Origin of the sequence: Streptomyces sp. NBC_00057, from assembly GCF_045041165.1 — a bacterium.
In the GTDB taxonomy this organism is placed as follows: domain Bacteria; phylum Actinomycetota; class Actinomycetes; order Streptomycetales; family Streptomycetaceae; genus Streptomyces.
In genome coordinates this window covers 8,955,906-8,969,553 of the sequence record NZ_CP108256.1, presented here as the reverse complement: position 1 = coordinate 8,969,553, position 13,648 = coordinate 8,955,906, and the positions used below count along the sequence as shown (strand labels likewise).

Genomic DNA, 13,648 nt, shown 5'->3' with positions numbered 1-13,648 from the left:
GGCCCGTCCGCGATGGACGGGCCCACAGTCATGTCCAGAACCCCAACCCGATGCCAACCGCGCTGACATCACGATGCCGAACGACCACTGACAAAAACCCGCAGATCATCAGTCATACCGACCGGCAACCAACTGACCTGCACCATCGCCAAAAATGTCAGCGCCAGATCGGCATCCTGGGGCGCCTGCCCGGCCGCGCGCGGCCCCCGCCGACGCGCGAGGGGAGACCCGACGGCGCCGGTCTCCCTCAGCGCGCCCACCCGCCCACCGTCCCTTCCCACCTTCTCCGGGCAGAGGACGGCAGGGGGCGCAGAGGGGGATGTCTGGCCCCCGACCACACCTCTACGGTCTGGTGACCTGCGAAAACATCCGACACTCCGGAGAGCGGGCGCAGGAGTTGCCGCAGGAGACAGTGCAGGAGATGTCAGGCCGCCCCGGGGCCGCCTGTGCGGGCGCTGCCGGACCGCGCGGCCGGGTCTTCTCAGCCTCGGGTCCACAGTTGCTGGGGCTGGTCACTGTTACAGGTGGTCACCATCACCTGCTCACTGCCAAAGGACGTGGAGGCGATCTCCAGGCAATGCCCGGTCTCAGTGTTCTTCAGGGTCTGGCCTGCCGCGGTGGTGCTCCCTATGCGCCAGTGGACATTGCCAGTCCCTCCGTACCCGTTGCAGGCGCCGAGCAAGGCTCGGTAGTCGTTGTTGTTGGGCGCTGACAGGCAGTATCCGCTCGCGCGGTTGACCAGCTTGAAGGTGTCGCCGCCCGAGGAGCGGAACGTCCACGTGTAGGCATCGCTGGAACTGCAGGTCCCGAAACCGGGGTAGACAGAACCGTCGCCGCACCCGCTCGTCCGGATCGGCGGACGGCACCGCCTCCCGAGGCTGGGCGCCCGGCTTCGCAGTCGCGGCGGTGATGCCACGGCGTTCGCGGTCCCGCAGCACCCACTCACGCAGGGTCGCCCGGTTGACACCCAGGTCAGCAGCGATGCTCTTGTAGATCGCCCCGGGTGTGGACTCGTACAGGGCCACGGCATCGGCCTTGAACTCGTCCGAGTAGTCCTTCATCGCCATCGGCGGTCTTCTCGCTTCCTCCGGATCAAGAAGATCCAGTATCAGCGTGTCCACCACTCAGGGGGAGGCCCCCTGGTCAGCGAGCATCTGATCCAGCCGCGGCTCCGCGGCGAGCGCGAAGCCCTGCGTGTCCTGCTCGCCACCCGTCACGGAGCTGTACTCGCTTCCACCGCGGCGATCAACCAGCTCAAATCGCTGATCGTGTCCGCACCGGACGATCTCCGCGTCGAGCTGCGGAAACTCAAGCGGCCGGTCCTGATCGCACGCTGTGCTCAGCTACGAGACCGCCCGGCACAGGACATCGAGCACCGCATGACCGTGCGGGCCCTACGATCCACTGCCCAGCGCATCCAGGCCCTGCAGGCCGAAGCGAAAGAGCTCGAGGGCGAGATGCTCCTCCTGGTCCGCGAGGTGGCGCCCGAACTTCTGGACCTGCTCGGCGTCGGGCCGATCACTGCTACTCAGATCCTGGTCAGCTGGTCCCACCCGGGCAGGTTCCGATCAGAGGCCGCCTTCGCCTCCTTCGCTGGCGTCTCGCCGATACCCGCCTCGTCAGGGTTGACCAACCGGCATCGACTCAACCGCAGCGGCGACCGACAGCTCAACCGGGCTCTGCACACCATCTCGCTGATCCGAATGCGACTCGACCCGACCACGAAGGCGTACGTCGCCCACAGAGTCGCCGAGGGCAAGACCTCCCGCGATGCGCAACGCTGCCTCAAGCGAGCAATCTGCCGTCAACTCTTCAAGATCCTCGAACACTCCGACCGAGAGACCGGCACGAACTCCGAGAACCTCGTCCAAGCGGCTTGACGCGATATAGCAGCCTCGGGGCACCTCACCAGGTCGTGGAGAACTGGAACAGCGCGAACACCGTGCTGCACTACGGCAAGGACGGGGCGCTCACCGGCCCGGACAAGAAACACGCCGAGACCTCGATGCTCGCCCTGCACCTGCTTCAGTCCGCGCTCGTATGCGTCAACACGCTGCTGCTTCAGAACGTCCTCGCCGAACCGAAGTGGGCGAAGAAGCTCACGGACGAGGACCGGCGCGGGCTGACCGCCCTGTTCTGGTCGGACATCAACCCTTACGGCACCTTCCGCCTCGATATGGACAAGCGGCTCGACCTGCCCCTGTCCCCCGTGGTGCCCGGACCGCGCCATGCTGCCGACGCTGGCGCCTGCACGGCGACCTGACGCGCCGTAAGGACCGTGGAAGAACATGCCCCGAGCCCGCCAAGGATGGGAGCATTCGCAACATCGTCCCCGGGCGGCTTCCGTTTGCCCAAAGGTGATGCAAGTCGGTTATCAGGTCTTAGAGTTGGTGATGCACCGGCCGGGTGCGCCCTGGTGAGGGGGAGGGGTTAGCGTGTCGCGAGGCTGGAAGACTGCGATCGTGGTGGTTGCATCGGCGGGGATCGTCTCCACACCGTTGTTCTGGCTGCTGGACAAGCCGGACACTGGGCAGCTGGTCGGCGCGTCCGTCCAGGGTGCCACGGGGATTGCCGCCCTGCTCTGGGCGCTGTTCCAGAAGCCGGCCGACCCAGGGCCGGCGGACACGGCCGTCGACACTGGCCGGGCAAAGGCTTCTGGTGGTGCTACTGCCAGAACCGGCGTCAAGCGCCGGGGTGCTGGCAGCGGGTCGGCGCGGGCCGAGCGCACCGGGGATGCCACCGCGACCGGTCCTGGAAGCACTGCCAGCACCGGCGTCGACTACAGCTGACCCGGCCGCCAGGCGGATTCGCGAGAACAAGGGGGCTCGGTTGCCATGCGCTGGTGGAAGCGCCACCCCGGTGCCGACGATGGGGCCGGCCGCCAGAAGGGGCCAGGCATTCCCGTGGCCGTCACGGACACTGGAGACGCCCACGCTACGGACGCCTCGACTGCGGTAACCGGTTTCCGCGCATCGACCCCCGAACCTGCCGCCCTCGGACCAGTCAGCGACACAGGGCACGCGTACGCAACCGCAGGCAGCATCGCCAACACCGGACACCTGCAAATCAACGCCGACTTCTCGGGCACTGCGCACACCGTCGTACAGGCCGGAGTCATAAACCGGCTCACGATCGGCGAGACGGCTGCAGCTCCTCTACCGATGCCGCATCAGCTGCCGCCCCGAGTTGCCGGCTTCCGGGACCGGGCAGATGCCCTGAGCACCCTGAATGCGAAGTTGGAGCGGCGTCGGCTGGCCGACGAGCCTGCGGTCGTGATCGTGAGCGGCATGGGCGGTGTGGGCAAGACCTCGCTCGCCGTCCACTGGATCCACGCGATCGCCGACCAGTTCCCCGACGGCCAGCTCTATGCCAACCTGCGCGGTTTCTCGGACGGGCCCACCGCCACGGCGAGCCAGGTGCTCGAACAGTTCCTGCGTGCGCTGGACGTGCCCGCGGACAAGATCCCCGACGACGAGGACAGCCGTGCCGCTCTCTTCCGGTCGATCACCCATGGCCGGTCTTTTCTGCTGCTCCTCGACAATGCCCTGGACGCTCGCCAGGTCCGGCCGTTGATCCCTTCAGCCAACACTTCGCTCACCGTGATCACGAGCCGGAACAGGCTCGCCGGACTCGCGGTCCAGCTCGGGGCGCTGCGGATTGGCCTGGAACCCTTCGACGGCCACGTGGCGATTCAGATGCTCATCGGTGACCGGGAAGGTTTGCCGGAGACCGACCTGCTGCTGGCCGACAACATCGCCCGCAAGTGCGGCTACCTTCCATTGACACTGCGGATTACTCTCGAACGGCTGGCGACCCGAGGCCTCGGCTCGTTCGGTGACTGCGCCACGGAGATCATCGGAGAGCTGCAGGACGCTCGTGCCGCTCTGGACACGTTCTCCCCACTGGACGACGACTCATCTACGGAGCTGCGTGTGGTTCTCTCCTGGTCCTATGCCGACATCCCCCATGACCTGGCCCGGACGTTCCGGCTGCTTGGACTTCATCCCGGAACTGACTTCAGCGCGGCCGACGCTGCCGCGCTGGCGGCCGTCGAACAGGCCGAGGCCGTGCGCCGCATGGACCGGCTGGTCCAGCTCAGCCTGCTGGAGCCATCGGGTTGGTCGCGCTTCCGATTTCACGACCTGCTGCGGGCGTTCGCAGCGGAGCGCGCTCAGGAGGACGAGCCCGGTGCGGAAATCGGTCTGGCGCGGCGCCGACTGCTGACGCGGTATCTCTCCCGCATCGACGCGGCCGATCGCGTCCTCTCTCCAGGGCGCCGTCACGTGTTGTCGGCCGAGGAGGCCGGTGAACCGTTCACCTCGTACGAGGAGGCCCTCGCTTGGTGCGACTCGGAGCGGCTGAACTCCATGGCGATGGTCCGGGCGGCTGCGGCGAACGGCGAGGACGACCTGTGCTGGCGCATCGCCATGGCGCTGATCACCCCCCTTGTCCTGCGCTCCTACCACGCGGACCGCCGTGAGGTCTGCGAGATCGGGCTGGACGCCGCCCGCCGGGCCGGGGACAGCTGGGGTGAGGCGTGGAGCCTAATGAGCCTCGGGGGCGCGCTGCACGAACTGGGCCTGAACGATGAGGCCGCCGAGAAGGATCGGGAAGCGGCGGCGCTGTGGCGTGCACTGGGAGATGCCGAGGGCGAGGGCAAAAGCCTGAACAACCTGGGCAGTGCGCTGATCGCCCAGGGCCGGCTGGCGGAGGCGGCCCAGGCGATGGAAGACGCGCTGCGCATTCGCCGCTCGCTCGGGAACCAGCGTGAGATTGCCATCTCGCTGTTCCTGCTCGGTGACCTGCACTTGGCGCAGGGCGACCCGGAGGCGGCTGAGCAGAACTACCGGGAGAGCCTGGAGCTGCGAGCCTCGGCCGACCGACAGACCATCGGGTTCGCCCTCACCGGCCTGGCCCAGGTCGCGCTGCTGCGGGGCGATCTGAATTCCGCACAGGCGGCCTTCGGTGAAGCCGCCAACGCCCATGGGGACTCCGGCTACCCGTACGGTCAGGCCATCGCGCTGCGCTCTCGTGCGCGCTGCCTCCGCGATCTGGGGCGTGCGGATGACGCGCACGCCACGATGGTAGACGCCTTGGCTCTGCTGCAGGCCGCCGGCGATCCGGCGGCGGACGAGGTGCAGCGCGAGCTCGGGGAGTTCGGGCGCAGCTCCGGGTGAGGGGTCTGGCAGGTAGATGGCTCTGTCCCGTAATCGGTGGTGACCGTACGTCACTGTGTGTCAGGCTGGGGCGTGCTTGAGGTCAATGCCCTTGTGGGTGTGGTGTTTTCGGGTCTGTCTGCCCTGGTCATCGAGGGTGTGGCGGATGAGGGTGAGCTGGTCCGGGTGGTGGCGCGTACCCGCGATGATCCGGTGCCGTGTCCGGTGTGCGGGACGCCGACCGGGCGGGTGCACGGCTTTCACGGCCGGACGGTGGCGGACGTGGCGGTGGACGGCAGGCGGGTGGTGGTGTCGGTGAGGGTGCGGCGCCTGGTGTGCCCGGTGCTGGGCTGTCCGCGGCAGACGTTTCGTGAGCAGGTGCCCGGCCTGCTGGGGCGCTACCAGCGCCGGACGAACCGGCTCACCGACCAACTCGGCAGCGTAGTCAGGGAGTTAGCGGGCCGGGCGGGCGCCCGCCTCTCCCGGGCTCTGGCCACCGCGGTGTCGCGCTCGACCGCCCTGCGGATGCTCATGCGACTGCCGCTGCCTCCGCGCCGGGTACCGCGGGTGCTGGGCGTGGACGACTTCGCGCTCAAGCGCCGCCACCGGTACGCCACCATCGTGATCAACGCCGAGACCGGCGAGCGGATCGACGTACTCCCCGACCGCAGCGCGGACACCCTTGAGGCGTGGCTGCGCGAACATCCCGGCGCTGAGATCGTCTGCCGGGACGACTCAGGCGCCTACGGCGAGGCCATACGCCGGGCCCTGCCCGCCGCGGTGCAGGTCAGCGACCGGTGGCACCTGTGGCACAACCTCTGCGACAAGGCCCTGGCCGAGGTCCGCTCCCACAGCTCCTGCTGGGCCACCGTCAACCCACCCCGCCCCGAGGGAGCACGCGGGCAGACCACCCGCGAACGCTGGCACCAGGTCCACGACCTCCTTGGCAAGGGCGTCGGCCTGCTCGAATGCGCCCGCCGCCTGAACCTCGCCCTCAACACCGTCAAGCGCTACGCCCGCACCCAGGAGCCCAACGCCCTGCGCCGGGCCCCGCAGTACCGGCCCACCCTCGTCGACCCCTACCGCGACCACCTGCGCGCCCGCCGGGCCGCGGACCCCGCCGTCCCCGTGCTTCAGCTCTTCCGCGAGATCAAGGAACTGGGCTACACCGGCAGCCTCAATCTGCTCTACCGCTACATCACCCAGGGCCGGGCCGAGGGCGACCGGCCCGTCATCACCCCGCGCCGCCTCGCCCGCCTTCTCCTCACCCACCCCGACAACCTGCGGGACAAGGACGCCGAACTCCTGTGTGAACTCACCGCCGCCTGCCCCGAGATGACCGAACTCGCGCGTCTCATAAAGGAGTTCGCTGAACTCCTCACCCCCGCCACCGGCAACGACACCAAGCTCACCGAGTGGATCACAGCCGTCCGCGCCTGCAACCTGCCCCACCTGCACACCTTCGCGAACGGCCTCGAACTCGACCGCGCCGCGGTCAACGCCGGCCTCACTCACCCCCACCACAACGGCCGCACCGAGGGCGTCAACACACGCACCAAGAGGATCACGAGACAGATGCACGGCCGAGCCGGATTTCCCCTGCTCCGCCACCGCATCCTCCTCCAATGACCACCACATAGCGCTACCACCGATTACGGGACAGAGCCAGGTAGATGGTGTCCGCTCAGCGGGGTTCGCCATAACCAGGGCCAACCTCGCTCTGTGACGGGGGGGTGCCCCTATCTCTTTCGGCAAGCCTGGTGGGGGCGGTGTGACCAACGATGAGCGGCAGGGGGGATCTGGAACCGTTCCAGGTGGGCTTGCCGGTCCGGGGCGGCGGCTGATCCTAGAGATTGTTGAAGTCCGGGACAGTGATTGATCCGTCTGCGGCAAGTGGGAACCCCGGGTTGTGAGCGACTTCCCAGGCATGGCCGTCAGGGTCGACGAAGACTCCTGCGTAACCGCCGTAGAACGTGGTAGCCGCAGGACGCGTGACGGTAGCGCCTGCTTGCTCCGCCGTAGCGATGAGCTCGTCGACTTCGGCCGGGGATCGCACGTTGTGAGCGAGCGCGATCCCGCCGAACCCGGCCGACTGATGATCTTCAACGCCGCAGTCGAGCGCGAGCTTGTCGCGATCCCACAGGACCAGCGCGAGACCGCCGGCCTGGAAGAAGACGGTTTCCTGAACCGTCTGCCCCTGCCAGCCCAGGGCCTCATAGAACGACCGGGCACGTCCGAGGTCGGAAACACCCAATGTGATCAGACTGATACGCGGTTCCATTGGTTCATTTAACCGCCCTTCGAGTCCTTGCCCGGGCCCGTTGCGGAACTTCCCGACGTGTGTCAGGCGGCGGCTGCGGGTCGTGATTCGTAGAAGGTTCCGTCGCGGAGCATGGCGAACAGCACGTCGATACGGCGTCGTGCGAGGCAGAGGAGTGCTTGGGTGAGGGTCTTGCCTTGTGCGCGTTTGCGGTCGTAGTAGGTGCGGGAGGCCGGGTCGGCGAGGGAGGCGAACGCGGCGAGGAAGAAGGCGCGTTTGAGCTGCTTGTTTCCGCGTCTGGAGGGTTGTTCGCCGCGGATGGAGGAGCCGGAGATGCGGGAGGCGGGGGCCAGCCCGGCGTAGGCGGCGAGGTGGCCGGAGGTGGCGAAGGTGCTGGCGTCGCCGACGTCGATGAGGATGCGCGTGCCGGTCCTGACGCCTATCCCCGGCATCGACGTCAGGAGCTTCGAAAGAGGGTGGGCCTCCAGAAGGTCGGCGATCTGCCGTTCCAGGGCAGCGCGTTGAGCGAGGTGGGCGCGCAGTTGGGCGGCGAGGCCGGGCACGATGATGGTGGCCGCGCCGGTGCCCGCGACGACGACGGTCTGCTCGTCCAGAGCGGTGAAGATGTCCTCGACCAGGCGCTCTGCCATCCGTGGTGCCTCGGGCCGGATCAGGGTGATCAGGCGGCGGCGTCCGGCTTTGCGGATCAGGGCCGGGGAACCGTATCGCTCCAGGACGGTGAGTACGGCCGGGTGCTGGATGCGTGGGCCCAGGACCCGTTCCAGCGAGGGGTGGATCTGGGTGAGCAGGCCGCGCAGCCGGTTGGCGGTGCGGGTGACCTCGCCGGCGAGGTCGTCGTCGTATCCGGCGAGCATGTCCAGCTCGGCGATGGTCTCGTCGGTGGCGGCCAGGGCGCGCAGGGTGTGGGGCATGGTGCGGGCGGCGTCGGCGATGATGAACGCGTCGCGGGCGTCGGTCTTGGCCTCGCCGGGGTAGAGGTCGGCGATCCGGCGCATGGTCAGCCCGGGCAGGTAGGCAACCAGGCATCCCGCGTCGCGGGCGACGGCCAGCGGCAGGGCGCCGATGTTGGCGGGCTGGTCGACGACCACCAGCACAGTGCCGTACTTCGCGCTCAGCTTGTCGAACAGGGCCCGCAGTTTGGGCTCGCTGTTGGGCAGCCGCTTGTCGAAGACGGTCTTGCCGGCCGGGGTCAGGCCCCGCCCGTGGTGTTCGCCCTTGCCGACGTCCAGGCCGAGGAAGACGGCCACCTCGCTGATCTCGATCACCAACAGCCTCCGCTGACGCGCTCGTGTCCCCGGCCTCACCTACGGCACCAGATGCCGGCATCCACGTTACGAAGGCCTGCCGTACCCGTCTCCGGGTCGGCGGTCGTGCCCCTAATCAGCGGTCTACCGGTGCCTCCGGTGCCCGGTGACACCACCCCCCGGATCATGCGTACGACAGGGGGACTCAGCCTGGATCCACCGGCTTGATGTCTGTGGACAGTTTCTCGGGGAACGAAGAAGTGCCTTGTGACCTGCGATGATGGGGTTTCTCTAGGACCACATCAGGCACGATCAGCAAGGCACTTCCGAGATGCAATCTTCCCATGCCGCAGCGGCGGTCTCATCCGCGTTCGACGACCCGAACCTGATCGCGCACGGCGGCCTGGAGCCGGTGGTGCGGTTGGCCGAGCGGTGCGGTCTGCCCGCACTGGTCGGGGAATACATCCGTCTGCCGGCCTCGAAGGACGGCACCGGTGCCTTCCCCGCGGCGAAAGTGATGTCGCTGGTGGGCGGCATGGTCGCGGGCGCCGACAGCATCGATGACATGCACCGGCTACGGCACGGCGCGATGGGCCGCCTTTTCTCCGGTGTGCGGGCCCCGTCCACGCTGGGGTCGTTTCTGCGTTCCTTCACGCACGGGCATGTGAAGCAACTGCATGCTGTGGCCCGCCGGTTCCTTCCCGAACTGGCCCGTCACGCGCCGTTGCTGCCCGGCGCGGGCCAGGTCGCCTACGTGGACATCGACGACACCATCCGCCGCACCTACGGCTACGCCAAGCAGGGAGCCGGTTACGGATACAGTAAGGTCAAGGGCCTGAACGCGCTGCTCGGCATCGTCTCCACACCCCTGGCCGCCCCGGTGATCGCCGCCACGAGGCTGCGCAAGGGACCATCGAACTCCGCGCGCGGGGCGGCGGCATTCGTCGCCGAGACCATCCGCACCGCCCGCGCCTGCGGCGCCAGTGGCCTGCTGGTGATGCGGGCGGACTCGGCGTTCTACGGCGCCGATGTCGTCAACTCCTGCCGGGCGCTGGGCGCGCGGTTCTCCATCACCGTGCGGATGAATGCTTCCGTCAAGGCCGCCATCGCCCGCATCGATGAGGACGCCTGGACGCCGATCAAGTACCCCCAGGCGGTCTGGGACGAGGAGGGCCAGTGCTGGATCTCCGACGCCGAGATAGCCGAGACCGGCTACACCGCCTTCACCTCCAAGCCGAAGAAGCAGCAGGTCACCGCCCGTCTGATCGTGCGCCGCGTCAAACGCCTGAGCGCTGAAGCCGTCCCCGCCGGACAGGGCACGCTGTTTGACACCTGGCGCTACCACGCCGCGTTCACCGACTCCCCGCTCTCCTTGAACAATGCCGAGCGTGATCACCGACGGCACGCTGTCGTCGAGCAGGTGATCGCGGATGTCAAGAACAGCGCCTTCGCCCACGCGCCCTCCGGACATTTCCAGGCCAATGCCGCATGGCTCGCCCTGGCAGCCCTGGCGCACAACCTGACCCGCGCCGCCGGCGCACTGGCCGGAACGTTCCATGCCAGAGCGACCACCGCCACCATCCGTGACCACCTGATCAACGTGCCCGCCCGCCTGGCCCGCTCGGCCCGCCGCCTCACCCTGCACCTACCCGAACGCTGGCCCTGGAGCACGGACTTCACCCAGCTCTTCAGCATCGTGCACGCGCCACCAGCCCTCTGACACTCCCTGACCGACCTGCCCGAAAGGGCCCGACACCTGCGGAAAAGTGGAAAAGCTGGACAGACCAGCGGCCACCTCACGCCCGAATCCGCAACTCAGCCCCGACACGCCCTGCACGACCCCGAACCAATCACACCACAATCAAGCCGGTGGATCCGGGCTCAGTCATGCCGGGCCCGGAGGCCGGGAGCCCCATTTCGGGGCCACGAAAAAGGTAACGGGGAAGCTGGAGATGCGGTTGGGGCGGCAGCCGCCTTCGCCGAGCTGCTGGCCGACCCGCACACGAGTGCTGGTCCCCCACCGACCCAAAGCCGTTACCACACGAAAGAACCTTGACGTCTGGGAGGCAAGGCTGCGGGATCGTGTGTCGGATAACGACCGCCTATCGACACTCAGGGAATCGATCACGAACCTGTAGATGGACAGTGCCAGCAACTCGTGCCGAAAATCAAAGTCGGTGAACGGTCCCGCCGATAGATTCCGGCACATGCTCATCCGCTACGCGCGGGGCTCGACCGCCGATCAGAACCCCGACCATCAGATCGACGCCCTGCTGCGAGCCGGCGTCGACCATGGCCGCCGGGTACGAGCTGGGTCAGCCGCAGTTCGGGGTCTGGCGGTATGCGTGTAGCCAGGCCCGGAGCCCCAGGATGCGCACCTCTTGGCGCACAGCTTCCGGGGAGACCTGACAGAGCGCAATCAAGCCATCGGCATCCGGGATCAGCCCTTGCACGTCCCGGTTCACCGCTTCGGCGACGAAATGGAGATAATCATCGGGTAATTCGGCCCACTCCTGCGGAATCGCCTCCGGGAATCGCTCGAAGACGTCGGCGGCCTCGAGCAGGTAGTACTCGGGCTGGAAGGGCCTGACGTACGATCCTGGCAGGTAGGTAGGCCGCATGATCGCGTGCCGGAGCCGCTCTGCTGCAAGGCGAGATGGAACCGACCAGTCCAGAAGGGGCGTCCCCGGAACGGCTACGTGTTCATCAATGATTTCTTGAGCGAGCGGCACAGAGCGCGCCAAGATCTCATTGATCGCTTCCCGCTCGACGCGGGCTTGGTTCAGGTTGATGCGGCCGACTTGGAGCTCATTCGGTAGTCTGCTGTACCCCTTGGCCCCGAACGCGAGCGGCTGACCAGGCGCGGGGTCCAGCGGACTCGTTTCGGTGTGCACACAGACTTCCCGCAGTGCGAGATTCAGAATGAAGACAATTCCTCTCGAGTCGTGGGGGGATGACGGCTCGGGCCGGACCCAAGAGTCTTCCAAATAACGAACAGTCACCTGATTCCCCAGCATTAACGCGTCCTCTCGAGTCATTGATTCACGCACTGAGGGCGATCTACAGTTCCCGAAGCGTTGGGTCACGGCCAGGATGGCGGAGGACGTGCCAGTAGTCGATCCTCAGCGCTTGCGGCGGGCAGCCGGGTCGCGCCCGGCGATGTGCCGGGCGACAGCGTCGACGCCGGGGCGGGCGTACCGTTCCACGAAGCAGACGGAGGCGTGGCGGGAGCGGGCCAGCAGCATCGGGGTGGAGGTGCCGCCCTCGGCGTCGTAGGTCAGGGCGCTGTGGCGGAGCCGGTGCAGGGTCCAGCCGTGTGGGGCTCGAAAAGTCGTCGTTGCAGGTCACGCGGCGTATCGATACTCGTTGATGATGCCGCCGAGGACCCTGGTGCGGAGCAGGCTTCGGCCGTCGAAGTCGTGCACGATTGCGGGCTGCTCGGTCGCGCTGGGCGGTAGCTGTTGCCGGGATCAGTGCGGCCGGTGTCCGTTGTAGTGGTCCTGGTAGTCAGTCAGGACCTTTCTGGCGTGGTCAGGAACGTTGAGGTTGCCCGGCACGAGAGGCTGATCGCGAAGGGCAGCTGCCGCCTGGACCTGGACCACTACCTCGAAGCCCTCATCCGCAAGCCCGGCGCCTTCCCCGGTGCCACGGCCCTGGAACAGGCCCGGTCCGCAGGCAAGTTCACCCCGGTCCACGACGCCTGGTGGGCCCCGGCCCGCAAGGTCCACGGTGAGCGGGACGGCACCCGGGCGTTGATCGAGGTCCTGCTGCTGAACCGGCACCTCGCCCACGAGCACGTCGTCGCGGGCCTGGCCACCGCGCTGCGGGCCGGCGCCCTGACCGCCGACGCCGTTGCTCTGGAGGCCCGCAAAGCTGCCCAGACGGAGGACGAGCCAACCATCGGCGACTCCGTTCCGGGGCTGCCCGGCGAGACGTCGGCGACCGTCACGTCGCTGCACGAGTGGCGGCTCGCGCACCTCCCGCCGGACACCAGACCGCTGCCGTCGGTGACCCCTTATGACCAACTGCTCCGACGTCGCCGCACCAGCGGCAGCGACCACCATGAGGTAGAAGCACAGTGACCACCCTGCCCCGCCAGCGAGGCTTGACCGAGCAGGCCGCCGACGCCGCGATCGACACCGCCTGCCGCCTGCTGCGGCTGCCCTCGATTCGCACGAGTTCAACGAGATCGCCGACCAGGCGATCAAGGACCAGATGACCTACCGCGGCTTCCTCGCCGAGCTACTGATGACCGAGTGCGACGACCGGGCCCGACGTCGTTCAGAACGCCGCATCAAGGCTGCGGGATTCCCGCGGGAGAAGTCCCTCCGCTTATCTGGGGTAGCGATGAAGGAGCCTTGCAAAGTCGCTGTTCAGGAAGCTGCGGACGCGTCCGAAAGGCGGCTGAGGTTCACCCTCTGCCCAGTTGGAGATAAGTCGCTGTCCTGTTGGGGTGGGGCATCCGTAGGATCGCGTCATGACTGCCGATGCCCCGCTCACCCGAGAGTCGTTCCGGCGCCTCCATCCGATCAACGCGCCCAGGCCGGTGTCTCAGTTGCCCGATCGTGTCTGGACTGACGAGGACTGGGACCGGATCCGGCGCGGATATCGAGCCCGGGACATGGATGAGAAGTGGAACGTCTTCGCCGAAGCTGATGTCGTTTTCATGCACCGGAGTTGGACCGGTCACGGCGTCTATGAGGCGTCCTTTGCCCCCGTGACTGGTGGTGGGAGGAGGATCGCCTCTGCTGTGGTGGAGGCCGATGGTGAGCGCTATCGGAGCAAGGGCGACGAGTACGACCGTCTGATGATGGAGCGGATCATCAGCGCGATCGTCCTTGGTGAGCCAGCCACCGACCTCCGAGCCGGACTCGTGGAGCTGACTGCTCGGGCTTCGGGGAAGAGTGATCTTCCCTCGGGTGTGGTGGAGCACAGTGCTCTGGGTTTGCGTTCCGGGTCGTGAGCTC

The 13,648-nt window shown here is 67.6% G+C and carries 13 protein-coding genes and 2 pseudogenes; 9 read left to right on the top strand and 6 right to left on the bottom strand.

Annotated elements, in window-relative coordinates:
• Window positions 1-481: 481 nt before the first annotated feature.
• Window positions 482-916 carry an RICIN domain-containing protein gene (locus tag OG953_RS42485; RefSeq protein ID WP_405692415.1) on the bottom strand — a complete coding sequence of 145 codons (435 nt, stop codon included), beginning with the start codon at window positions 914-916 and terminating at the stop codon, window positions 482-484.
• A pseudogene (locus OG953_RS42480) lies at window positions 909-1,061 on the bottom strand (transposase); the annotation flags it as partial. The pseudogene OG953_RS42480 and the gene OG953_RS42485, both read right to left, overlap by 8 nt.
• A 207-nt stretch (window positions 1,062-1,268) precedes the next feature.
• On the opposite strand from OG953_RS42480, the gene OG953_RS42475 reads away from it, so the two are divergent.
• From OG953_RS42475 to OG953_RS42455, 5 genes are all read left to right on the top strand, one after another.
• Window positions 1,269-1,880, top strand: coding sequence for a transposase (locus OG953_RS42475; protein ID WP_405691390.1), 612 nt, complete (start codon window positions 1,269-1,271; stop codon window positions 1,878-1,880).
• On the top strand, window positions 1,877-2,263 hold the full coding sequence (locus OG953_RS42470; protein ID WP_405691388.1) for a Tn3 family transposase: 387 nt from the start codon (window positions 1,877-1,879) through the stop codon (window positions 2,261-2,263). The genes OG953_RS42475 and OG953_RS42470 overlap by 4 nt, the downstream gene beginning before the upstream one ends.
• A gap of 202 nt (window positions 2,264-2,465) precedes the next feature.
• Complete coding sequence (locus OG953_RS42465) at window positions 2,466-2,789, top strand: hypothetical protein (RefSeq protein WP_405692413.1); 324 nt, start codon at window positions 2,466-2,468, stop codon at window positions 2,787-2,789.
• Window positions 2,790-2,903: 114 nt separating this feature from the next.
• Window positions 2,904-5,177 carry a tetratricopeptide repeat protein gene (locus OG953_RS42460; RefSeq protein WP_405691386.1) on the top strand — a complete coding sequence of 758 codons (2,274 nt, stop codon included), beginning with the start codon at window positions 2,904-2,906 and terminating at the stop codon, window positions 5,175-5,177.
• Window positions 5,178-5,279: 102 nt separating this feature from the next.
• Window positions 5,280-6,785, top strand: a complete 1,506-nt coding sequence (locus OG953_RS42455) for an ISL3 family transposase (protein ID WP_405692412.1) — start codon at window positions 5,280-5,282, stop codon at window positions 6,783-6,785.
• A gap of 217 nt (window positions 6,786-7,002) precedes the next feature.
• On the opposite strand, the gene OG953_RS42450 is transcribed toward OG953_RS42455, so the two are convergent.
• Together OG953_RS42450 and OG953_RS42445 are read right to left on the bottom strand one after the other, a co-directional pair.
• The gene (locus tag OG953_RS42450; protein ID WP_405691384.1) at window positions 7,003-7,437 is read right to left on the bottom strand and encodes a VOC family protein; all 435 of its coding nucleotides are present in this window, start codon (window positions 7,435-7,437) and stop codon (window positions 7,003-7,005) included.
• Between the two features lie 62 nt (window positions 7,438-7,499).
• The gene (locus OG953_RS42445) at window positions 7,500-8,702 is read right to left on the bottom strand and encodes an IS110 family transposase (protein ID WP_405691383.1); all 1,203 of its coding nucleotides are present in this window, start codon (window positions 8,700-8,702) and stop codon (window positions 7,500-7,502) included.
• A 310-nt stretch (window positions 8,703-9,012) separates the two neighbouring features.
• Here OG953_RS42445 and OG953_RS42440 point away from each other — a divergent pair, with 310 nt between their 5' ends.
• Window positions 9,013-10,401 (top strand): IS1380 family transposase, encoded by a 1,389-nt coding sequence (locus tag OG953_RS42440; protein ID WP_405690785.1) that lies wholly within the window; start codon window positions 9,013-9,015, stop codon window positions 10,399-10,401.
• A gap of 595 nt (window positions 10,402-10,996) precedes the next feature.
• Here OG953_RS42440 and OG953_RS42435 read toward each other — a convergent pair.
• Entirely contained in the window at window positions 10,997-11,698 is a 702-nt protein-coding gene (locus OG953_RS42435) for a hypothetical protein (protein WP_405691381.1), read from the bottom strand.
• 105 nt (window positions 11,699-11,803) lie between these two features.
• Entirely contained in the window at window positions 11,804-11,926 is a 123-nt protein-coding gene (locus OG953_RS42430; protein ID WP_405691380.1) for a PmrA, read from the bottom strand.
• A gap of 282 nt (window positions 11,927-12,208) precedes the next feature.
• Between OG953_RS42430 and OG953_RS42425 the strand changes: the two genes are divergently transcribed.
• From OG953_RS42425 to OG953_RS42415, 3 genes and pseudogenes are all read left to right on the top strand, one after another.
• Window positions 12,209-12,763, top strand: a complete 555-nt coding sequence (locus OG953_RS42425; protein WP_405691378.1) for a hypothetical protein — start codon at window positions 12,209-12,211, stop codon at window positions 12,761-12,763.
• A pseudogene (locus OG953_RS42420) lies at window positions 12,760-13,013 on the top strand (ATP-binding protein); the annotation flags it as partial. The gene OG953_RS42425 and the pseudogene OG953_RS42420, both read left to right, overlap by 4 nt.
• Window positions 13,014-13,158: 145 nt before the next feature.
• Window positions 13,159-13,644, top strand: a complete 486-nt coding sequence (locus tag OG953_RS42415; RefSeq protein ID WP_405691376.1) for a hypothetical protein — start codon at window positions 13,159-13,161, stop codon at window positions 13,642-13,644.
• Window positions 13,645-13,648: the final 4 nt, after the last annotated feature.